Below are 21,028 nucleotides of genomic sequence, written 5' to 3'. Positions count from 1 at the left end.
CGCTGCTCTACAAGGTGGCCGGGACCTGGGGCAGCCATGAGGGCTCGATCCTGCTCTGGTGCCTGATCCTCACGGGCTACGGCGCGGCGGCGGCGACCCTGGGCCGGGGCCTGCCGCGCGGGCTGAAAGCCCTGATGGTGGCGACCCAAGGGGCGCTGGGGACGGTGTTCCTGGCCTACACGGTGTTCGCTTCGAACCCGCTGCTGCGCATCGCCATGCCGCCGGTGGAGGGCCGTTCGCTCAACCCGCTGCTGCAGGACCCGGCGCTGGCGATCCACCCGCCGTTCCTCTACTCGGGCTACGTCGGCATGTCGGTGGTCTTCTCGCTGGCGGTCGCGGCCCTGATCGAGGGGCGGGTGGACGCGGCCTGGGCGCGGTGGGTTCGGCCCTGGGCGCTGGCGGCATGGAGCTTCCTGACCGTCGGCATCACGCTGGGCGCCTTCTGGGCCTACTACGAGCTGGGCTGGGGCGGCTGGTGGTTCTGGGACCCGGTGGAGAACGCCTCCTTCATGCCCTGGCTGATGGCCACGGCCCTGCTGCACTCGGCCATCGTCACGGAGAAGCGCGGGGCGCTCGCCGGCTGGAGCCTGTTCCTGGCGATCGGCGCCTTCACCTTCTCCATGCTGGGCGCCTTCCTGGTGCGCTCGGGCGTGCTGACCAGCGTCCACGCCTTCGCGGTGGATCCCAAGCGCGGCGTGCTGCTGCTGATCATCCTGGGGCTGACCGCGGGTTCGGCCTTCGCCCTCTTCGCCTGGCGCGCGCCGAAGCTCAGCCCCGGCGGGCTGTTCGCGCCGATCAGCCGTGAGAGCGCGCTGGTGATGAACAACATCCTGCTGGCGGCGGCCACGACGACGGTGATGGTCGGCACGCTCTTCCCGCTGGTCCGCGAGGCGATGGGCACGCCGATCTCGATCGGCCCGGGCTATTTCAACTGGACCTTCGCGCCCCTGATGGCGGCGTTGGCGATCATCCTGCCGGCCGGGCCCCTGCTGGCCTGGAAGCGGGGCGACCTGGGCGGCGTGGCCCAGCGGTTGTGGGCGGCGGCGGTCATCGCGCTCGGCTGCGGCCTCCTGGCCTACGCCCTGGTGAGCCCGCGCAAGGCGTTCGGGGCGCTGGGCGTCGCCATCGGCGGCTGGCTGGTGGCCGGGGCGGCGGCCGAGCTGGTGGAGCGCACGCGGGCCTTCCGGGTCCCGGCGGCGGATAGCTGGCGGCGGCTGACGGGCCTGCCGCGCGGCGCCTGGGGCATGACGCTGGCGCACCTGGGCCTCGGCGTCTTCGCGCTGGGCGCCTGCGCCGAGCTGGGCTGGAAGGGCGAGGCGGCCGAGACCCTGCCGCTGGGCGGGTCGCTCAACGTGGGCGCCTATCACCTGACCCTGGAGACGGTGCGGCCCGTGGAAGGGCCCAACTACGATTCCGAGCGGGCGATGATCCGGGTGACCAAGGCCGGCCAGCCGGTCTGCACGGGCGAGCCCGATCGGCGCTTCTATCCGGCTGGCGGCCAGACGATCTCCGGGATCGCGCTCTGCTACCGCGGCGCCTCGCACCTCTACATGGTGCTCGGCGAGAAGCGGAAGGCGCTGGACGGGACCCCGGTCTGGCTGATCCGGGCCTACTGGAACCCCTGGGCCAGCCTGATCTTCCTGGGACCGGTGATCATGGCGCTGGGCGGCCTGACCTCGCTCTCCGACCGGCGCATGCGGCTGGGGGTCGCGCGGCGGCGCGCGGCCCAGGCGGTGGCCCAGCCCACGGCGGCGCAGGAGCAGCCGGCGTGAGACGGCTGCAGGCCCTGGCGGCGGTGTTCGCCGGCGTGCTCTGCCTGGCCGCCGCGGCCGACCCCGCCGACCGCCTGCCCGATCCGGCCCAGGAGGCCCGCGCCCGGGCGATCTTCCAGGACGTGCGCTGCCTGGTCTGCCAGAACGAATCCATCGACGACTCCGAGGCCGAGCTCGCGGCCGACCTGCGCAAGGTGGTGCGCGAGCAGGTGAGGGCCGGCCGCAGCGACGCCGAGGTCAAGCGCTTCCTGACCGACCGCTACGGCGAGTTCGTGTTGCTGACCCCGGCCTTCTCGTGGATGAACCTGGCGCTTTGGGGCGGGCCCTTCGCGGTGGTCCTCCTGGGAGCAGGCCTGCTTCTCACCCGCCTGCGGAACCGATCCGCCGAAGCCGAACTCTCACCTGCGGAGGCCGAGCGCGTGAGACGGCTGTCCGAAAGCGATCCCGCCTGACATGATTGCGCCCTACAAGGAACGGATTGCCCGAGGCAGGGTGTCTTAAAGGTAACTTGAGCGCCATTGCGCTCTGATGCATCGAACCTAGGTTTACGGGACGCGCCGGCTCCGCCGGGGCGCCAGAGGGAAACAGAAGTCATATGACCTCCAAGAAGACGGGCTATTTCCTGGGTGCGGTGGCCGGGGCCGGCGTAATGGCCGCGGCGGTCGCGGGCGCGGGCATGCGCTTGCCGATGGCCCATGCCGACAGCCAGGCCCATCTGATCAAGGCTTCGACGGCGCCGATCTTCGCCCCGCCGCCCGGCGCGCCCATGTCCTTCGCCGACATCTTCGACCGCGTTTCCCCCGCGGTGGTGTCGATCAATGTGACCAGCCGGGTCGATGCGAGCGCGCTGCGCCGTATCCCGGGCTTCGAGAACTTCCCCTTCGACATCCAGCCGCGCGGCGGGCCGGGCCCGCAGGGCGGCGGCGGTGACGACGAAGAGGGCGCATCTCCCGGCGGCGGCAACAGCGGGCGCACCGAGAAGGGCCAGCCGAAGCTGCCGACCCAGCAATCGGCCGGCTCCGGCTTCTTCATCTCGGCCGACGGCTACATCGTCACCAACAACCACGTGGTCGAGAACGCCGAGACCATCAAGGTGGTGCTGAAGGACGAGACCGAGCTCGACGCCGTCGTGGTCGGCCGCGACGAGCCCTCGGACCTGGCGGTGATCAAGGTCAAGGGCGGGCGCAACAACTTCCCGTTCGTGAACTTCGAGAACGCCGGCAAGCCGCGCGTCGGCGACTGGGTGATCGCGGTGGGCAACCCCTTCGGCCTGGGCGGCACGGCCACGGCCGGGATCATCAGCGCCTACGGCCGCGACATCGGCGACAACTTCGTCGACTACATCCAGATCGACGCCCCCATCAACCGGGGCAACTCCGGCGGCCCGACCTTCGACATCTACGGCCGGGTGATCGGGGTGAACACGGCGATCTTCTCGCCCTCGGGCGGTTCGGTGGGCATCGGCTTCGCCATCCCCGCCGAGGTGGCCGACGCGGTGACCAAGAAGCTGATCACCGGCGGGAAGATCCAGCGCGGCTATATCGGCGCGACGATCCAGAACTTCACGCCGGACATGGCCGAGGCCCAAGGGCTGGGCTCGCAGAAGGGCGCGATCGTCTCCGACCTGGTGCCGAACGGCCCGTCCGCCAAGGCGGGCCTGGCGCCCGGCGACGTGGTGGTGTCGGTCAACGGGACCACCATCAAGACCTCAACGGAGCTGACCCGCGAGGTGGCCAAGGCCCAGCCCGGCGACGTGATCCGCCTGGACGTGATCCGCGAGGGCAAGCACCGCCCGATCGAGATCCGCTCCGGCATCCGCCCGTCGGAGAAGGACCTGGCGTCCAACGACAACACGCCGGGCGGCGGCGGCGACAAGAGCCCGCTGACCCCGCCGACGCCGCATCCTTCGGTGCTCGGCATGGCGCTGGGCGCGCTGGACGAGCCGACCCGGCGGCGGCTGAACGCGCCGGCCGAGGTGAAGGGGGTGGTGGTCGAAAGCATCGACCAGAACTCCGACGCCGGGCAGAAAGGCCTGCATCGCGGCGATATCATCGTCCAGGCGGGCGGTCATCCGGTGGCCACGGCGGCCGACGTCGCCGCGGCGGTGGACGCCGCCAAGAAGGCCAACCGGACGGGCGTGCTGCTGGGTATCTTCCGGCAGGGCCGCACGACCTTCCTGCCGATCAAGATCGCCGGCTAGGGCGCTTTCGCGGGGGCGGAGAAGCATGCGGATCCTGATCGTCGAAGACGACCTCGAAGCGGCGGACGCCATGGAGAGGGGCCTGACGGAAGCGGGCAACGCGTGCACGCGGGCCGCCGACGGCGAGGAGGGCCTCACGGCCGCTCGCGACGGCGAGTTCGACGTGATGATCGTCGACCGCATGATGCCGAAGATGAACGGCGTGCAGCTCATCGAGACCATCCGGCGCGAGGGCGACCAGACGCCGGTGCTGTTCCTCTCGGCCCTGGGCGAGGTCGGCGACCGCGTCGAGGGGCTGAAGGCCGGCGGCGACGACTACCTGGTCAAGCCCTACGCCTTCGCCGAGCTGATCGCCCGGGTGGAAGCCCTGGCCCGGCGGCGCGAGACCGGCTCGGTGCACACCATGCTGCGCGTCGGCGAGCTGGAGATGGACCTGATCGGGCGCACCGTCCACCGCCAGGGCAAGGAGATCGACCTGCAGCCGCGCGAGTTCCAGTTGCTGGAGTTCATGATGCGCCACGCCGGCCAGTCGGTGACCCGCACCATGCTCTTGGAAAAGGTCTGGGAGTACCACTTCGACCCGCAGACCAACGTCATCGACGTGCACATCTCGCGCCTGCGCTCGAAGATCGACAAGGGCTTCGACCGGCCGATGCTGCAGACGGTCCGCGGGGCGGGCTACCGGTTGGATGCCTAGCCTACCTCCCCCGTTTATGGGGGAGGGGGACCGTCCGCCGAAGAGCGGACGGTGGAGGGGGCGAGCCCCATCCACAGTACCTGAGGTTCGCCCCCTCCCCCCCTCGCTCTACGGCGAGCGGTCCCCCTCCGCCGCTTCGCAGGGGAGGTAAATGCGCCTGCCGCGCATATTCCGCACGGCGCCGTTCCGCCTGACGGTGATCATCCTGGGGCTGTTCGCCAGCGCGGCGCTGGCGTTCCTGGCCTACATCTATGTGGCGACGGCGGGCGAGGCGACGCGGCGCACCGACCAGGAGATCACCCGCGAGATGCACTCGCTGGTCTCCGCCTACGACCGGGCCGGGGTCGACGCGGTGAACCAGTCGCTGATCGAGCGCGCGGCCAGCGAGCGGCCGTTCCTCTACCTGCTGATGAAGCCGGACCAGAAGAAGATCTCCGGCTCGATCGAGGAGAGCCCGGTGGAGAAGTTCACCGGCGCGCCGACCTGGACCAGCTTTGCGGTGACGGACCAGGACCTGCAGGGCCGCACGGTCAAGCACCCGGCCCGCGGCCTGCAGCAGCGGCTCAGCGGCGGCCAGATCCTGTTCGTCGGCGCCGACGTGGGCGAGGACCAGGCCTATGTCGACAAGATCACCCGCGCCAGCCAGGGCGCCGGGGCGCTGGTGGTGGTGCTGGGCCTTTTGCTTGGCATCCTGGTCAGCCGCAACGTGACCCGCTCCATGACCGGCCTGACCGAGGTGGTGGACGCGGTGCGCAACGGCGACCTGGGCGCGCGCGCCCAACTTCGCGGCGCCCGCGATGAGTTCGACGAGTTGGCCGCCGGCATCAACGAGATGCTCGACCGGCTGGAGCGGTCGATGGCCGGACACCGCCACGCCGGCGACGCCATCGCCCACGACCTGCGCTCGCCGCTCACCCGCCTGCGGGCCCGGCTGGAGGTGGCCTACCTCGACGTCGAGGCCGGCAAGGGCGACCCGACCCAGGCGCTGGCCCAGGCCCTGGAAGACACCGACGGAGTGTTGAAGACCTTCGCCGCGGTGCTGTCGATCGCGCGGCTGCAGGCCGCCGGGACCGCGCCGGACCCCGTGCTGTTCGACCCCTCCGAACTGGCCGCCAACATCTCCGAGCTCTACGAGCCGCTCTGCGAGGACAAGGGCCTCGACTTCGCCGCCGAGCTGCAGAAGGACCTGCAGGCGCGCGGCAACCGCGAGTTCCTGGCCCAGGCCCTGGCCAACATCCTCGACAACGCCGTGAAATACACGCCCTCGGGCGGGGCGATCATGCTGCGGGTGCGCAGGCGGTCCTCCGGCGAGATCGAGTTCTCGGTGACCGATACCGGCCCCGGCGTGCCGGACGGCGACCGCGAGCGGGTGGTGGAGCGCTTTGTGCGCCTGGAGAACAGCCGCAACGAGCCCGGCGCGGGCCTTGGCCTGTCGCTGGTGGCCGCCGTCGCCGAGGCCCACGGCGGACGGCTGGAACTCGCCGAAGGCCCGGGCAAGGTGGGCGAGCTGGGGCCGGGCCTGCGGGTGGCGCTGATCCTGCCGCGGGCGTGACGCCGACGTTTCGGCAGGCGGCGGCGCCCCCGGCGGAGGAATTCGACGCGCTGGCAGCTCGTGGAACCATGGACCGCCCGCCGCGCCGCCGCCCCGGCGTTGGTCGACGCGCCACTCGCCTCTTGGGGGAACCGGCTTGCGCGCGCCCGGGTAGGGAATAACGTTGTTCTTTGGCCAAAAATGGCCCGTTGATGGACGGGGCAATAAGATGAAAATGAGAGGTGCTCTCTTGGCCAGCGCCGCCTTGGCGCTGACCTTCGCTTTCGGGGCGACGGAGGCTCGGGCGGTCAATCTCGTGACAAACGGCGGCTTCGAGAGCCCCGTGATCAGTCCGCCGTATCTGCTCGATGCGACCCCCACCGGATGGACCGGCACCGGCGATCTGGTGGTGCAGGGCTATGCAGGCTCGGTGTCCAGCGGCGATGGAAATCAGTGGTTCGACCTGAACCCCGATGTCAGCGGGGGGACAGGGCTTTCCCAGGATGTCAGCCTCGTCGCGGGACAGACCTACGCGTTCTCGTTCATCTACAACGGGGGCGGCGGAGGGACCACGACACTAATCAGCTACAATATCGGCGGCGACCTTTCGGGAAGCGTGTCGACAGCGGCCCTCAATGTCTACGACGGCAGCCCTTGGCACACGCTTTCGACGAGCTTTGTGTCTTCGGTCACCGGGCTTGAAACCTTACACTTCATGCCCAACGGGGTCTGGTCGGGCGGCTTCATCGACAACGTCCAGCTCACAACCGCCGGTGTTCCCGAGCCGGCGAGCTGGGCGTTGATGATCGGCGGCTTCGGCCTCGCGGGGGCGATGCTGCGCCGCCGCCGAGCGACCCTCCCAGCCTCCGCCTAAGCCCAAGAGCTGGCCGACCGCGGCTATTTCTCCGGCGAGGAGATCGTGGCCTGTAGCGCCATCGGCGTGACGCCGTATGCGCCGAAGCCGCTCACCCCGGCGCCGAGCCGACGGCCGCCCCACAGCCCGCTGAAGCTCAGGGCAGGATCGTCGAACGCCCCTTCGGCGCGAACAAAGCCTGGATGGGCTTGACCCACTTCCTGGCGAAGCGCCTGAGGAACCTGAAGGCCGAGATCGGCCGCCACATCCTGGCGGACAGCATGAAGCCGGTGATGCAGATCCTCGGGACCGGACCGCTGACAGCCGCCATCCGGACCTTCTGGTGGTCCGCAGGTCGTCGCGCACCGCGGCGGCCTCAGGTCTTGGCCGCGACGAAGTCGGTAGACGCGCTAAGCGTGCTCCACTTGCGGTCGGCTGCGGTCTTCCGGGCGTCGGCCGCCTGGACGACCTTGAGCGCATCGCTGCCGAGCAGCAGGCGTATAGGCGGATCGTCCATTCCGACGACCCTGAGGATCACCTGGGCCGCCTTGGCCGGATCGCCGGGCTGTTTGCCGTTGTAGTCGAGTTGGAACCGTGCCGCCTGGCCGACGGTGGCGTCGTATTCCGGGCGGATTTCGTGGATCGTCTGGGACGAGCCGGCGAAGTCGGTCCTGAAGCCGCCCGGCTCAAAGACGGTCACCTTGACGCCGAGCGGCGCCAACTCGGTCACCATCACCTCGGAAAAGCCCTCGACCCCGAACTTCGCGGCGGAATAGGCCGCTCGGCCGGTTGAGCCGATCCGTCCTCCGACGGACGAGAAATTGAGGATATGGCCCGAGCCTTGGACGCGCATGATCGGGATGGCGGCCTTCGACAGATAGATCGGTCCAAACAGATTGGCGCCGATCTGCGCGCGGAAATCCTCGATGCTTGTGTCTTCGATGGGACCGAGGTTCCCGTAGCCGGCGACGTTCGCCAACACGTCCAGTCGGCCGAAGCGTTCGACGGCGACGTTCACGGCGGCTTCCGCCGCGACGTGGTCGGTCACGTCCAGCGGCCGGAGGATCACCTGGGCCGGATATCGGTCGGCCAGATCCTCGAGGCCGCTCGTGTTCCGCGCCGTGGCGACGAGATTGTCGCCCGCGGCAAGCACCGCTTCGGCGAGTGCGCGGCCGAGGCCTCGCGAACTTCCTGTAATGAGCCAGGTCTTGACCATTGGACTGTCCTGTTTCTCGACCGGTTGGTCGTCTCTGATGTCGTGGGGCGCCTAGGCGCCGGTTTGCCGAGCTTGGTCTGCAAGCCTTGGGTCGCCGATGACGTATCGTCGGACCAGGCGGCGCTTGCTGATGCGCCACCCTTGGTCCAAGCGAGCGAATTCAAGCTCGTATCGCCCGCCGATCGTCAGGTGTTCGAGGCGGCCTTCACGGCCGGACGCCTCCATGTCCACCACGACATCGGCCTTGGCCGCAGCCCGGTCACCCATCAGGTCGACGACGGAATTGCACAGCTTGTGATGGGTCCACCTCATGGCGCTGACCGCCTCAATCGAGCGGCGGGCGTAGTCCTGGCTCGATACCGCGAGCCAAGAGTCCAGTTCTCCAGAGGGGGATGCGCCCATCACTTCGTCGGCGAAGCAGGCGCGGTAGCGGGCCTCGTCCCGGTCGTCGACCGCCTGGGCAAGTGTCGCCAGCAGTCGCAGGATTTCCAGTTCGTCCATAACCCGCTGGGCTTTGACGGAGTCCATGGGAGTCTCCTTGCTGGGTCGTGCGCTTGGGGTCGCCAGTAGGGCGAGGTCTGGGCTGGGCGCTGGGCCCGCGCGGACGGCTCGGGCGCCCGCGCGGGGGAAATCAGCCCAGGACGGCCCTGACCTCCAGATGGGCCTCCAGCCCGTAACGGCCGTATTCGCGGCCGATGCCGGACTGCTTGAAGCCGCCGAACGGCGCCAGGGGCGCGTGCGGCGCGCCATTGATCGTCACCCGGCCGCAGTCCAGCCGCTCGGCCACCCGACGCGCGTGCGCCACGTCAGCGCTCTCGACATAGGCCTGCAGGCCGTAGGGGCTGTCGTTGGCGATGGCGATGGCCTCTTCCTCGTCGTCGTAGGGGATGACGCACAGCACCGGCCCGAAGATCTCTTCGCGGGCGATGCGCATGTCGTTGTTGACGCCGGCGAAGACGGTGGGCTGCACGAACCAGCCCCGCTCCAGGCCAGCCGGCCGGCCTTCGCCGCCGACCAGGAGCTCGGCGCCTTCTTCCAGGCCCAGATGAATGTAGCTTTGCACCCGATCCCACTGCTTTTGGCTGACCATCGGCCCGACCTTGACGGCAGAGTCGGCGGACCCGCCGACCTTGAGGGCCGCGACCGCCGTCTTGAGGCGCTCGAGGATCTCCGGCAGACGCGACCTCGGCGCCAAGACCCGGGTCCCGGCGATGCAGGCCTGGCCGCTGTTGAGGAAGCCGACCGCGACGACGGTCGAGACCGCGGCCTCCACATCCGCGTCGGGCAGGATGATGTTCGGACCCTTGCCGCCCAACTCCAGGGTGACGCGCTTCATCGTCTCGGCCCCGGAGCGCATGATGGAGCGACCGACCGCTGTCGAACCGGTGAAGGTGACCTTGGCGACGTCCGGGTGCGACGACAGTTCGGCGCCCACCACGTCGCCGCGGCCGTTGACGATGTTGAACACGCCGGGCGGCAGGCCGGCCTCGTGCAGGGCCTCGGTGAGGACCTGAGTTTGCGTGGCGCTCATCTCGCTGGGCTTGATGACGACGGTGCAGCCGGCGGCCAGCGCGGTCGCAAGTTTGCTGCAGATGGAGCCGATATTGCTATTCCACGGGCTGATGGCCGCCACGACGCCGACCGGCTGCAGGCTGACCTGCGCGCCGCCGACAGTTTGGGTGAACTCGAACGCCTCAACCGTGTTGGCCATGTCCAGGAAGAGGTTGGCCGCGTGCGCGACGGAGAAGCCCACGAAGGCCTGCGGCGCGCCGTACTCTTCGATCATCGCTGCGGCGAGCACATCGCTCCGCGCGACGACGGCGTCATGCAACCGGCGGAGCAGCCCGATCCGCTCGGCCTTCGAGGTTCGCGAGTAGGCCGGAAACGCGCGCTTGGCCGCGGCGACCGCAGCTTTCGCGTCGACGGCGTCGCCCAGGCGCACCTGGCCGATCTTCTCCTCGCTGGCGGGGTTGAACAGATCGAACAGCTCCTCCCCGTGCGGGGTGACGAACTGGCCGTCGATATAGACCGTGTCGATGGTGCGCATGGCGCGTCTCCTCTGGTTGCTGAAGAGGATGTGACATCTAACGACTGATCTTATAAGACGATCAGGATGGCGCAGGTTGATGCAAAAAATCGCGCAATGCGGGCTAGCCAGCTCGAGCTCGAAGCCGTCGTGGCGGTTGCTCGTCGCGGCGGCTTCCGGGTTGCGGCGCGCGAACTGAACATGTCCTCCTCGGCGCTCAGCCACGCGGTGGCGGCCCTGGAAGCGCGGTTGGGCGTTCGCCTGTTCAACCGGACGACACGCAGTGTCGCCCTGTCCCCTGAAGGCGAGCAGTTCGTGGGGGAGATCGCACCGGCCTTAGCCGCGATCCGCACCGCCATGGAACGGATCGACGAGCATCGGGCCGAACCCGTCGGCGCCTTGCGTTTGAATTTGCCGCTGGGCGCAGGGCGTATGATCCTGTCGCCGCTGATCTACGAATACATGCGCCGCTATCCGCGCGTGACGGTCGACATGGTCAGCGAAGGAGCGATGGTGGACATCGTCGGGCAAGGCTTCGATGCCGGCGTTCGGCTGGAAGAGTTTGTTCCGCCCGACATGATCGCGGTGCCGATCACCCGCCCGATACGTTCGATCGTGGTGGGCTCGCCCGCCTACTTCTCGGGGCGAAAGCTACCGAGGACGCCGGCCGACCTGGCGGAGCATCGCTGCATTCGCCGGCGCCTGGGGAGCGGCGCGATCTACCGCTGGGAATTCGAGAAGCGGGGCGAGGCTATCGAAATAGATGTCCCCGGCCAGTTGATCCTCGACGACCACGATCTGATGCTGATGGCCGCGCTGGCCGGCGAGGGCCTGGCCTTCGTCTCTGACATCGCGGCCGCCCAGGCGATCGAGGCTGGCCTCTTGCTGCCGGTGCTGGAGGACTGGTCGCCGGAATATCCGGGTCTTTGTCTCTACTATCCGAGCCGCCGCAATATTCCGGCCAGGCTGCGCGCGTTCATCGACCTGATCCGGCAACTGGCGCGATGATCTCAACCGTGAATCGCAGCCTTATCCATCTTCTCCCGCAGGCGGCGAAGGACTGCTAAGCACGCCTCATGGCGCTGGCCGACACCTTGAAACCCTGTGGACCCGTCGTCGACGAGAAGGCCGCCGAGCGCTTGCGCGGCGTCGTCGCCCAGGCGTTGTGGACCGACCGGCTGGAGCAGGCCTGGCCGGCGCTCGCCCCGGTGTTCGCGGCCTCGCCCTATCTCGCCGCCCTGGCGCGGCGCGATCCGAAGCGGCTGGACGGCTTGCTGGCGGACGACCCGCAGGCGCGGCTGGAGGACATCCTGACGCGGACCGCCAAGGCGTCCCGGCTCGACCTGCCGGGCGCCCAGGTCCGCCTTCGCGAGCTCAAGGCCGAGCTTCACCTGCTGACGGCGCTGACCGACCTGGGCGGCGTCTGGGACCTGGACCAGGTGACCGGCGCGCTCACCCGCTTCGCCGACGCGGCGGTGACGGCGGCGCTGACGGTGGCGGCCCGGGGCGAGGCGGAGGCCGGGCGGCTGACCCACCTGGGCGAGGGCGCGGCGGGGCCGGTCCCCGGCTGGTTCTGCATCGCCATGGGCAAGCAGGGCGCCTTCGAGCTGAACTATTCCAGCGACATCGACGTGTCGGTGTTCTTTGACCCGGACGCCATGCCGCTCGCGCCCGGGGTGGAGAGTGAGGCCTTCGCGGTGCGGCTGACGCAGCGGCTGTCGGAGCTGATGCAGCTCCGCACCGCCGACGGCTACGTCTTCCGCATGGACCTGCGCCTGCGGCCCGATCCGTCTTCCACCCAGGCCGCCGTGCCGATCCCGGCGGCCTTGGACTATTACGAGAGCGTCGGCCAGAACTGGGAGCGGGCGGCGTTCATCAAGGCCAGGCCCTGCGCCGGGGACATCCCCGCAGCGCAGGCGTTCCTGGCCGAGCTGCAGCCCTTCGTCTGGCGCCGGAACCTGGACTTCGCGGCCATCGCCGACATCCATTCGATCAAGCGCCAGATCCACGCCCACAAGGTCGACGAGCGGATGACCGCCAAGGGGTTCGACGTGAAGCTGGGCGCCGGCGGAATCCGCGAGATCGAGTTCTACGTCCAGACCCAGCAACTGATCCTGGGCGGGCGCAACCCGGGCTTGCGCAGCCGCCGCACCCTCGATGCGCTGGCGGCCCTCACTGAGGCCGGCCATGTGGCGCCGCAGACCTGCGCCGAACTGACCGAGGCCTACGGGCGGCTGCGCAGCGTCGAGCACCGCATCCAGATGCTGGCCGACGAGCAGACCCACCGGCTGCCGGAGGCCGACGCCGACCGCCGGCGGGTGGCGGCGCTGAGCGGCTACGACCAGCTCCGCACTTTCGACGCCGCGATCACCCGGACGCTGAAGGGCGTGAACGCCCGCTACGGTGAGCTCTTCCCCTCCGAGGAGCCGCTGTCCTCGCGGTTCGGCAGCCTGGTGTTCACCGGCGTCGGGGACGACCCGGAGACCCTGGCGACGCTGAAGCGGTTGGGTTTCTCCAACCCGCCGGCGGTGGCGGCGACGATCCGGAGCTGGCACCACGGCCATATCCCGGCCACGGCCACCGAGCGGGGCCGCGAGCTGTTCACCCGGCTGGCGCCGCGCCTGCTGGAGGCGGCCCAGGCCACCGGGGCGCCGGACGCGGCCTTCAACCGGTTCGCCGACTTCTTCTCGCGGCTGTCGTCGGGGGTGCAGCTCCAGTCGCTGTTCCTGGCCCAGCCGAACCTGTTCGAGCTGGTCGTGCAGGTGATGGCCTTCGCCCCGCGGCTGGCGGCGACCCTGGCGCGGCGCCCCGCGGCCATCGACGCCATGCTGGACGGCAGCTTCTTCGAGCCCATCGACATCGCCGAGGACCGCGCGGTGATGCGCGCGGCGGTGGCCGAGGCCGCCGGCTTCGAGGCGGCCATGGACGTGGTCCGCGTGGTCCACCGCGAGCAGGCCTTCCGCGTCGGCGTGCAGGTGATGAGCGGGGCGGCCAGCGCCGTGGTGGCCGGCAAGGCCTTCGCCGACCTGGCCGACGTCTGTATCGACGCCCTGGCCGACGCGGCGCTGGCGGAAACGGAGCGGCTGGGCGGGGCCTTCCCCGGCGACGTGGCGGTGGTGGCCCTGGGCAAGTGCGGCTCGCGGGAGATGAGCGCCACTTCCGACCTGGACCTGATGACCCTCTACAGGGCCGCCGATCCGCACGCGGGCTCGCAGGCGAAGAGCTGGGACGCGGTCACCTTCTATGGGCGGTTCACCCAGCGCCTGATCGCGGCGCTGTCCAGCCAGACTGGCCAGGGCGGCCTCTACGAGGTGGACATGCAACTGCGGCCCTCCGGCACCAAGGGTCCGGTGGCGGTGAGTTTCGCGGCCTTCGAGGGTTACTACCAGGCCGAGGCCGAGACCTGGGAGTTGCTGGCCCTGACCCGGGCGCGGGTGGTCTGGTCGACCAGCCCGGGCTTCGCGGCCGACGCGGAGGCCGCCTTCGGCCGGGCCCTGCGCCGCCCGCGCGACCGCGCCCAGACGGCCAAGGACGTGCGCGAGATGCGCGAGCTGATGCACCGCGAGCGCCCGGCCAAGGGCGAGTGGGACCTGAAGCTCTCGCCCGGCGGCCTGGTGGACATCGAGTTCGCCGCCCAGTTCCTGCAGATCGCGCACGCCGCCGAGGGCGGGCCGCTGTCGCCCAACACCGCCGCGGCGCTTGCGGCGCTCAGGCACAGCGGCCTGGCGCCCGCCGGGCCGGCCGGGGACCTGGAGGCGGCCTGGCGGCTGCAACAGGACCTGACCCAGCTCTTGAAGGTCGCGCTGGGCGACACCACCGACCCGTCGGGCGAACCGCCGGCCTTCCGCGCGCTGCTGGCCCGCGCCGGGGGCGTGCGGGACTTCCGCCAGCTCAAGGCGACCCTGGGCCGCGTGCAGGCGGCCGCCAACCGCGGCTACGAGAAGATCGTCAACGGATAGAACGCCCCTCGTCGCTCGAAAGGGACTACGCCGTCAGCGCGCGGCGGCGACTGCGGCGAGCGCGACGCTGGATTGGCGCACGGGGAGCGAGAAGGACGCGCTGGTGCCCTGGCCCGGCGCGCTGCGCAGGTCGAGCAGGCCGCCGTGCATTTCCACCAGGGCCTTGGTGAGCGCCAGCCCCAGGCCGGTGCCCTGCTGGGTCTTGGCGTGCTGGCTCTCGATCTGTTCGAAGGGCTGGGCCAGGCGCGCCAGGTCCTCCGGCGGGATGCCGATGCCGGTGTCCTGCACGCTCATCCGCACCCGCTCGCCCAGCGGGTCGTCGCGGCGCTCGGCGCGCACGGTGATCAGGCCGCCGCGCGGGGTGAACTTGATGGCGTTGGAGAGCAGGTTCAGCAGCACCTGCTTGATCGCCCGGTAGTCGGCCTCGACCTCGGGCAGGTCGGAGAAGTCCAGGCGCAGGGCCAGGCCCGCGGCCTCGGCGCGGTTGCGGACCAGGCGAAGGGCGTCCTCGGCCACGTCCTCCAGCGCCACCGGCTCGAAGCGCAGGTTCATCTTGCCGGCCTCGATCTTCGACATGTCGAGGATGTCGTTGATCAGGGCGAGCAGGTGCTGGCCGGAATTGAGGATGTCGCGGGCGTAGTCCTTGTAGCGCGGGTCGCCGACCGGGCCGTACATCTCGGCGACCATGATCTCGGAGAAGCCGTTGATGGCGTTCAGCGGCGTGCGCAGCTCGTGGCTCATATTGGCCAGGAACTCGCTCTTGGCCTGGTTGGCGCCCTCGGCGCGGAGCTTCTCGTTCTCGTACTTGCGGGCCAGTTCCGAGAGCTGCTCCTGGCTGCGCTCCAGGTTGACCACCGCGCGGCGCAGCTCGTCCTCGTTCACCCGGCGCGCCTCCTCCTGGGCCTTGAGCGCGGTGATGTCGGCGGCGGTCACCACCAGGCCGCCCTCGGCGGTGGTGCGCTCGGAGATCTGCACCCAGCGACCGTCGACCAGCTCGGCCTCGCGCACGCCCTTGCGCCCGCCGAGCGACGGGAACTCCTGGCGCACGGCGAGCTTGGCCTGGGCCTCGAGGTCCTCGCGCAGGACGCCGGGCTTGAGGATCTGCGGCTCCAGGCGGAAGAAGCTGCGGTAGTTCTTGTTGCACATCAAAAGCCGGCCCTGCTTGTCCCAGAGGACGAAGGCCTCGGAGACGCTTTCGATGGCGTCGCGCAGGCGGGTCTCGGCGGCCTGCGCGCGGGCCTGGGCCAGGCGCTCCTCTGTGACGTCCAGGGCCACGCCGATGATGCGGGCGAAGCCGCCCTCGGGGCTCTTGCCGAAGCCCTGGCCGCGGGCGTCGATCCAGACGGGCCGGCCGCCGATCAGGCTGGGGACGCGGAACGACACGTCGAAGCCGCCATAGACCGCGGCGTTGGCCAGCGCCTCGCGCAGGCCGTCGCGATGGCCCTCGGAGACCCGCTCCAGCACCTGCTGGCCGTCGACCACGCCGCCGCGCCAGCCGAACAGGGCGGCGGTGACGTCGGACATGAAGATGCGGTCTTCCGAGAGGTCCCATTCCCAGATGCCGCAGCGGGCGGCCTCGACCGCCAGGCGGAAACGCTGCTCGCTGTCGCTGTAGGCGGCGTGGGCCCGCTCGACCCGGCGGGACTCCAGCAGCAGCAGGCCGCCCAGCGCGCCGGCGACCGCCAAGGGAATCATCAGGGAGACGATCTGCTCGGCAAGGCTCAAGGGCCCCTCGGTGAGGCGGGCGATGGCCAGGGCGGTGTAGACCGCCAGCAACAGGAGGGCCGCCAGGATCGCGATGCGCGCGAAGCGCTGCGTAGGCGGCTTGGCGAGCGCCAGGTCGGCGGACCGCTCCAGCGCCCTGGCCGCGCTCATATCATCGCGTGCCCCCAAGGCTCGCCGCTCCCGAAATAGGGCAAATCACCCCGCTTGAGGGCGGAGTCTAAGCGCTAAGGGTAAACAGCGTCACCGCTATTCAGCGGCGAATTGTCCCGCTTAATCCTTAATCGCCGCCGCCGTCAGTAAGCGGCCGTCCACCCTACAGGCGTACGACGATCCGGCGGCGGTCCAGGACGTAGCCCAGGAGCCAGCAGGTCAGCATGTAGGCGATGGCGCAGAGGAGAGAGCCCAGCGGCCCGGGCGCGGCGGCCTGGAAAAGGTTCGCGCCGATCCAGTCGTAGACCCCGACGCCGGGGGCGACCTCGATCTGCTGCAGGGTCGTGACGAAGAGCTCCGAAAACAGGTAGATCGCCAGCGGATTGAGCCCGAACACCTGGAAGAAGCGGGCCGCGGGATTGGGGGCGCGGCCCTCCAGGGCGGCGGCGAGCGCTGCGAGCAGCACGAGGTCCATGCCGACGGTCAGCAGGACGAAGCTGCCGCTCCAGAGCTTCTTCGACATCGGAAAGAGCGGGGTCCAGGCATAGGCGGCGATGGCCAGGAGGAGCCCAAGCAGCGCCATTCGCGTGAGGGCCGGCCGCCGGCCGCCTGCAGCCTGGATGTAGCGCGCCGCCAGGTAGCCGGCGATCACGTTGACCGTCGCGGGCAGCGTGCCCAACAGGCCCTCAGGATCGAAGCCGCCGTCGCGGCGGTAGAGGTGGCTGGCCCCCAGCACGAAGAGATCGAGCCGGGTCCCGGCGTTGCCGAGCTTGGAGAACGGGTCGCCCGGCGGGCCGAATCCCAGCAGCAGCCCCCAGTAGCCGAGGAGGAGCAGGGCGCTCAAGCCCACCAGCCAGCGCGGCGACAGATAGCGCACGGCGAACGCGGCCAGCGCATAGCAGAGCGCGATCCGCTGCAGCACGCCCATCACCCGGGTGTCCGCGAAGGGGCTCAGCGTCCAGGCGCCGCCCTCGCGATGGACGAAGGGGTACCAGTACATCAGGAAGCCGAGCAGGAAGATGAGCGCCGCCCGCCGCAGGACCTTGAGCGCGAAGGCGCCGGCGGTCGGGCGCTGGGCGAAGGCGAAGCTCATCGAGCAGCCGACGGCGAACAGGAAGGAGGGGAACACCGCGTCCGCGGCGGTGAAGCCGAACCACCTGGCGTGGACCAGCCAGGGATAGGGATGCGCCCCTGGGCCGGGCGTGTTGACGACGATCATCAGGCAGACGGCGAGCCCGCGGAACACGTCCAGGGACAGGAAGCGCGCGGCGGGCTTCTCCATGGCGAACCCTACGGCCGCCCAAGGCGGGCGAGAAGGGCCCGCGCGCCGCCCACCGGATCGGCGGGGCGCCGGCGGACGTAGGCCGTGTCCCGTTCCACCCAGGCCTGTTCCCAGGCCGCGACGCCGGCCACGACCGCCGCTTCGTCGAAGGGGCCGGCGCCGGCGGCGCGCAGCGCGTCCAGGAACTGCGACCACCGGGGGAGGTAGAAGTCGCCATAGAGGCCCTGCCAGGCCTTGGAGGCGTAGTCGGCCAGGCCGCCGTCGCCGCCCCAGACCGTCACCTGGGCCTTGGCGTCGAGGACATAGGCGCGGGCGTCGGCGGGGTTGTCGGCGTAGGCGCGGGCGGCGTCGATCCAGGTCGCCAGGGTATCGGGCTGAGCGCCCAGGAGCGCGTCGAGCGCCAGGGCCAGGTCCTCCGCCTTGCGCCGCGCCCGGTCGCCGGCCGCCAGGTCGCCGCGGCGATAGGCGGCGACGGCGGCCTGCAGCAGGAGGTCGATCTCCTCGCTGACCAGGTGGCCTGTGGCGTCAATCAGGTCGTGGACGAAGAGCGGCTCGCCTGCGAAGGCCGGGGCCATGCGGGCCAATTCGGCGACGGCGGCAGCCAGCTTGGCCCGGTCGCCGGGATGGCCGGGGAACTCGCCGATGGTCGCCGTCGGCCGCTTGCAGAAGAGGTAGGCGCCGGCCCGGCCGTTCCACCAGCGCGGCGACCAGTAGCGCGTCGTGTAGGCGGCGTCGGCCAGTTGGCGGAGCGCCGCATCGAGTTCCGGGGTGGTGCGGCCGTAGCGCGATTTCGCGTAGCCCGAGAGCCAGGCCGAGAGCGACGCCCCGCCGGCGCCCCAGGCCAGGTCGTAGGCCTCCTCGTAGACGATGGAATTGTTGTCGAGCCCTTCCGGGAACAGGCCGAAGCCGGCCAGCCGCCCGGCCTGCGGATCGGCCAGGACCGCCGCCAGGTCGCGGCGGTAGCCCTCCAGGTCGCCGTAGACCGGGTTGCTGGCGCCGTAGTTGTGCACATAGCCGAAGATCCAGGGCTTGCCGGCGAAGGCGCGGGCGCGCCGCCAGACATCCGGATAGCGGTCGTTGCCGATGTCGAGCACCATCACCCCGCCGTCGGGGACTTCGCTGAAATAGGCGGCGATCGCGGCCTCGTCCCAGAACTGCGAGTCGGCCCCGAAGAGCCAGCCCTGCATCACCCAGACGGCGTCGGGGCGAGCCGCGTGGAAGGCCGCGTGGATCGCCTTGCCGTAGGCGGCGAGACGCCTGGCCTTCAACGCGGGATCGACCTGGGCGGCCGCGGCCTTGCCGGCGCCGCCGTCGGCGAAGCCCGCGTTGCCGCCGCCTGTGCCGTCATCGGCGACCGGCGGCCGCATCTCGTTGAAGGAGTCGGCGAGGTAGTAGGTCCCCGACCCGTAGGTCTCAGTGTAGAGCGCCAGGAACCGCGCGGCGAGCTTCGCGAACAGCGGATCGCGCGGGTCGAGCCAATAGGTCTCGTGGAAGCCGCCGCCGGCCGGCATGCGGTAGATGCGGGCGTCCGCGTGCTTCAGGGCGAAGGCCTTGGGCACATAGCCGCCGAACGCCGGCAGGATCGGACTCATGCCGAGCGCGCGCATGGCGCCGAGGATCCGCCGCTGGAGGTCCCGCTTCTTGTCGATCCAGGCCGCCGGGAGCGGGGCGCGATAGCCCTCGATGTTGCCCATCCTCTGCCAGGGCGTGAAGGCGGGGCCGGAGAAGTAGCCGGCCAGCTCGGCCTCTGTGAGCCCCATCTCGCGCCACAGGGCCCGCCAGACGAACTCCTGGCCCTCGAGCGCCAGCGGCATGTCGATCCCGTGGACCGCCATCCAGTCGATCTCGCGTCGCCAGCGCGGCCAGTCCCACCAGGGCGTGGTGTAGCCGTAGGTGCAGGGGTTGAGGTAGGCGCGGTGCGCGAACGGGCTCTCGACGCGGCCGCTCGCGCCATCGGGCAAGCGGGCGGGCAGGGCTGTGCGATCGCCCTCCCAACTGACGTGCGCCGCGCCGGTTTGGCGCATCCAGGCATAGGCGCCGCGCGCCAGGGCGACGGGGGTGTCGCCGTGGACCGAGAGCGCGCCGTTCCGAACCTCGGCCGCGTACCAGGGCCGCGCGCCCGCGGGTTCGAGCGTCAGCGCGATGCGCGCAGCGGCGGGGCCAAAGAGCCTGGTCAGCACCGCCCGCGCGGCAGCGTCGCCCGCATCGCCGCGGGCAGCCCAGGCAGGCGCGGCCGCGGCCAGGGTCGAGACGGCGAGCGCCCGGGACAGGGCCTCACGGCGCGATACGGACCCCGGCATGCGTTCGGACTCGCCCCCAAGTTGGCCTGCAACCTGCGCCGATTGCGGCCGAGGTCAAACCCGGCCGCCGCGCAGCGGTGGCGGAGAGGCGCAAGCCATCCCTGCCCCAGGCGATCTCCGCGGCGTCCGCTCCTGCTCAAGATGCTCGAGCGCGAGCTGTCGCACAAAGGGTCCGTTGTTGGACCGGGCGCCACCCCGTAGATTGGACCCATGGCGCTCAAACGGATGGACAACATAGGGATCGTCGTCGACGACCTCGAAGGGACGATTGATTTCTTTCGCGAGGTCGGCCTCGAGCTCGAAGGGCGGGCCACCATCGACGGAGAATGGGCCGGACGTGTCACCGGGCTGGGCGATCAGCATGTCGAGATCGCCATGATGCGCACGCCGGATGGCCACGGCCGGGTCGAGCTCTCCCGCTTCCTCACGCCGCCTGTCGTTGCCGATCATCGCAACGCCCCGGTGAACGCTCTCGGCTACCTCCGCGTCATGTTCGCTGTGGACGATCTCGACGAGACACTTGAAAGGCTCCGCAAACGTGGCGCGCAGCTCGTCGGCGAAGTCGTTCAGTATCAAGACGTGTATCGGCTCTGCTACATTCGTGGGCCGGAAGGGCTGCTCATCGGACTTGCCCAAGAGCTCAACTAAGTCAGCCCGGGTTACCCTGACTGTGGACGGCTAGCCGGAGTTTCGAGTGCCAAGGCTAACGGGCTTTGCGGCCGCCATCCTTCTCGCGGGAACCCTGCTTTCCTGGGCCCAACCGTACGCGACGGACGCCGCGCCGGTGGCCCAAGCGAGCCGCCCGATACCTGCCCGGGTCGATAGGGTGTCGACCAAGATTGTTACGACCCTCGCCCTGGCCTTCAGTCCCGACGGCGGCCATCTGGCCATGCTGGGCTTTTGCAACAAAGAGCGCCAAAAGCTCTGCGTCGAGGTCATCGACGCTCGATCCCGGCGTTCCGTCGCGATCCTCGACACGCCCAGCGAACGGGCCAGCCTGGTGGGAGGCGCCCTGGCCTTCAGCCCGGATGGAAAGCTCCTGGCCGCCGGCCAGCACGGGCTTCGCGTCTGGCGCACAGGCGACTGGCAGCCGGCGTTCGATATTCCAGGGCCATTTGCGAGGGGCACCTGGGCCGCAGATGTTGTTCTCGCGCTGACGTTCACCGGCGATGGCCAGTCCCTGGCGACGCTCTATCGGGGCGTCTGGTATCCGCAGACCGTCAAGATGAGCACGCGAAGCCAGGTCGCAAACCTCGACGCTGCGCGGCTGACCGCTCTGCGAAGCGGCGGGACGCCGTCCTATTTCCCGGTGAATCT

Annotated in this window: 16 protein-coding genes and 1 pseudogene; 11 read left to right on the top strand and 6 right to left on the bottom strand. The window is 70.1% G+C overall.

The window, feature by feature from the left end; all coding sequences use genetic code 11:
• The 7 genes and pseudogenes from VNW53_RS12490 to VNW53_RS12460 form a co-directional block, all read left to right on the top strand.
• Nucleotides 1-1,772: heme lyase CcmF/NrfE family subunit (locus tag VNW53_RS12490; RefSeq protein ID WP_325555999.1), on the top strand; the 1,772-nt coding region annotated here is incomplete at its 5' end.
• A complete protein-coding gene (locus VNW53_RS12485) occupies nt 1,769-2,224 on the top strand; it encodes a cytochrome c-type biogenesis protein (RefSeq protein ID WP_325555998.1) in 456 nt (151 codons plus the stop codon). The genes VNW53_RS12490 and VNW53_RS12485, both read left to right, overlap by 4 nt.
• Nucleotides 2,225-2,367: 143 nt before the next feature.
• A complete protein-coding gene (locus VNW53_RS12480) occupies nt 2,368-3,972 on the top strand; it encodes a Do family serine endopeptidase (RefSeq protein ID WP_325555997.1) in 1,605 nt (534 codons plus the stop codon).
• Nucleotides 3,973-3,997: 25 nt separating this feature from the next.
• The gene (locus tag VNW53_RS12475) at nt 3,998-4,669 is read left to right on the top strand and encodes a response regulator transcription factor (protein ID WP_325555996.1); all 672 of its coding nucleotides are present in this window, start codon (nt 3,998-4,000) and stop codon (nt 4,667-4,669) included.
• 151 nt (nt 4,670-4,820) lie between these two features.
• Nucleotides 4,821-6,221: a HAMP domain-containing sensor histidine kinase gene (locus VNW53_RS12470; protein WP_325555995.1), complete on the top strand. Its 1,401-nt coding sequence runs from the start codon at nt 4,821-4,823 to the stop codon at nt 6,219-6,221.
• A gap of 229 nt (nt 6,222-6,450) precedes the next feature.
• Entirely contained in the window at nt 6,451-7,074 is a 624-nt protein-coding gene (locus VNW53_RS12465; protein WP_325555994.1) for a PEPxxWA-CTERM sorting domain-containing protein, read from the top strand.
• 9 nt (nt 7,075-7,083) lie between these two features.
• Nucleotides 7,084-7,388, top strand: a pseudogene (locus VNW53_RS12460) (hypothetical protein); the annotation flags it as partial.
• A 41-nt stretch (nt 7,389-7,429) separates the two neighbouring features.
• On the opposite strand, the gene VNW53_RS12455 reads toward VNW53_RS12460, so the two are convergent.
• From VNW53_RS12455 to VNW53_RS12445, 3 genes are all read right to left on the bottom strand, one after another.
• A complete protein-coding gene (locus VNW53_RS12455; RefSeq protein ID WP_325555993.1) occupies nt 7,430-8,269 on the bottom strand; it encodes an SDR family NAD(P)-dependent oxidoreductase in 840 nt (279 codons plus the stop codon).
• Between the two features lie 51 nt (nt 8,270-8,320).
• The gene (locus VNW53_RS12450; protein ID WP_325555992.1) at nt 8,321-8,797 is read right to left on the bottom strand and encodes a nuclear transport factor 2 family protein; all 477 of its coding nucleotides are present in this window, start codon (nt 8,795-8,797) and stop codon (nt 8,321-8,323) included.
• Between the two features lie 103 nt (nt 8,798-8,900).
• A complete protein-coding gene (locus tag VNW53_RS12445; protein WP_325555991.1) occupies nt 8,901-10,316 on the bottom strand; it encodes an aldehyde dehydrogenase family protein in 1,416 nt (471 codons plus the stop codon).
• 66 nt (nt 10,317-10,382) lie between these two features.
• On the opposite strand from VNW53_RS12445, the gene VNW53_RS12440 reads away from it, so the two are divergent.
• Complete coding sequence (locus VNW53_RS12440) at nt 10,383-11,303, top strand: LysR family transcriptional regulator (protein WP_325555990.1); 921 nt, start codon at nt 10,383-10,385, stop codon at nt 11,301-11,303.
• A gap of 68 nt (nt 11,304-11,371) precedes the next feature.
• Nucleotides 11,372-14,254 (top strand): bifunctional [glutamine synthetase] adenylyltransferase/[glutamine synthetase]-adenylyl-L-tyrosine phosphorylase, encoded by a 2,883-nt coding sequence (locus VNW53_RS12435; RefSeq protein WP_325555989.1) that lies wholly within the window; start codon nt 11,372-11,374, stop codon nt 14,252-14,254.
• A 33-nt stretch (nt 14,255-14,287) separates the two neighbouring features.
• Here VNW53_RS12435 and VNW53_RS12430 read toward each other — a convergent pair whose 3' ends face one another.
• From VNW53_RS12430 to VNW53_RS12420, 3 genes are all read right to left on the bottom strand, one after another.
• Complete coding sequence (locus VNW53_RS12430) at nt 14,288-16,129, bottom strand: PAS domain-containing sensor histidine kinase (RefSeq protein WP_325555988.1); 1,842 nt, start codon at nt 16,127-16,129, stop codon at nt 14,288-14,290.
• Between the two features lie 163 nt (nt 16,130-16,292).
• Nucleotides 16,293-17,411: an acyltransferase family protein gene (locus tag VNW53_RS12425; RefSeq protein WP_325555987.1), complete on the bottom strand. Its 1,119-nt coding sequence runs from the start codon at nt 17,409-17,411 to the stop codon at nt 16,293-16,295.
• A gap of 8 nt (nt 17,412-17,419) precedes the next feature.
• A complete protein-coding gene (locus VNW53_RS12420) occupies nt 17,420-19,711 on the bottom strand; it encodes an alpha-N-acetylglucosaminidase (protein WP_325555986.1) in 2,292 nt (763 codons plus the stop codon).
• 210 nt (nt 19,712-19,921) lie between these two features.
• Here VNW53_RS12420 and VNW53_RS12415 point away from each other — a divergent pair, with 210 nt between their 5' ends.
• Together VNW53_RS12415 and VNW53_RS12410 are read left to right on the top strand one after the other, a co-directional pair.
• Nucleotides 19,922-20,359 (top strand): VOC family protein, encoded by a 438-nt coding sequence (locus tag VNW53_RS12415; RefSeq protein ID WP_325555985.1) that lies wholly within the window; start codon nt 19,922-19,924, stop codon nt 20,357-20,359.
• 136 nt (nt 20,360-20,495) lie between these two features.
• Nucleotides 20,496-21,028 (top strand): hypothetical protein (locus VNW53_RS12410; protein WP_325555984.1); only part of this gene is annotated, 533 nt, incomplete at its 3' end.

Origin of the sequence: Phenylobacterium sp., assembly GCF_035569475.1 — a bacterium.
Taxonomy (GTDB): domain Bacteria; phylum Pseudomonadota; class Alphaproteobacteria; order Caulobacterales; family Caulobacteraceae; genus Phenylobacterium.
The sequence above is the reverse complement of the archived record's forward strand: the minus strand, read 5'-3'. Positions and strand labels throughout refer to the sequence as shown.

Excerpts from the sequence above, each read along its gene's own strand:
- VNW53_RS12435 (WP_325555989.1), top strand. The coding sequence starts at position 11,372 with ATGGCGCTGGCCGACACCTTGAAACCCTGTGGACCCGTCGTCGACGAG.
- VNW53_RS12445 (WP_325555991.1), bottom strand. The coding sequence starts at position 10,316 with ATGCGCACCATCGACACGGTCTATATCGACGGCCAGTTCGTCACCCCG.
- VNW53_RS12470 (WP_325555995.1), top strand. The coding sequence starts at position 4,821 with ATGCGCCTGCCGCGCATATTCCGCACGGCGCCGTTCCGCCTGACGGTG.
- VNW53_RS12475 (WP_325555996.1), top strand. The coding sequence starts at position 3,998 with ATGCGGATCCTGATCGTCGAAGACGACCTCGAAGCGGCGGACGCCATG.
- VNW53_RS12415 (WP_325555985.1), top strand. The coding sequence starts at position 19,922 with ATGGCGCTCAAACGGATGGACAACATAGGGATCGTCGTCGACGACCTC.
- VNW53_RS12440 (WP_325555990.1), top strand. The coding sequence starts at position 10,383 with ATGGCGCAGGTTGATGCAAAAAATCGCGCAATGCGGGCTAGCCAGCTC.
- VNW53_RS12425 (WP_325555987.1), bottom strand. The coding sequence starts at position 17,411 with ATGGAGAAGCCCGCCGCGCGCTTCCTGTCCCTGGACGTGTTCCGCGGG.
- VNW53_RS12455 (WP_325555993.1), bottom strand. The coding sequence starts at position 8,269 with ATGGTCAAGACCTGGCTCATTACAGGAAGTTCGCGAGGCCTCGGCCGC.
- VNW53_RS12480 (WP_325555997.1), top strand. The coding sequence starts at position 2,368 with ATGACCTCCAAGAAGACGGGCTATTTCCTGGGTGCGGTGGCCGGGGCC.
- VNW53_RS12420 (WP_325555986.1), bottom strand. The coding sequence starts at position 19,711 with ATGCCGGGGTCCGTATCGCGCCGTGAGGCCCTGTCCCGGGCGCTCGCC.
- VNW53_RS12450 (WP_325555992.1), bottom strand. The coding sequence starts at position 8,797 with ATGGACTCCGTCAAAGCCCAGCGGGTTATGGACGAACTGGAAATCCTG.
- VNW53_RS12430 (WP_325555988.1), bottom strand. The coding sequence starts at position 16,129 with ATGAGCGCGGCCAGGGCGCTGGAGCGGTCCGCCGACCTGGCGCTCGCC.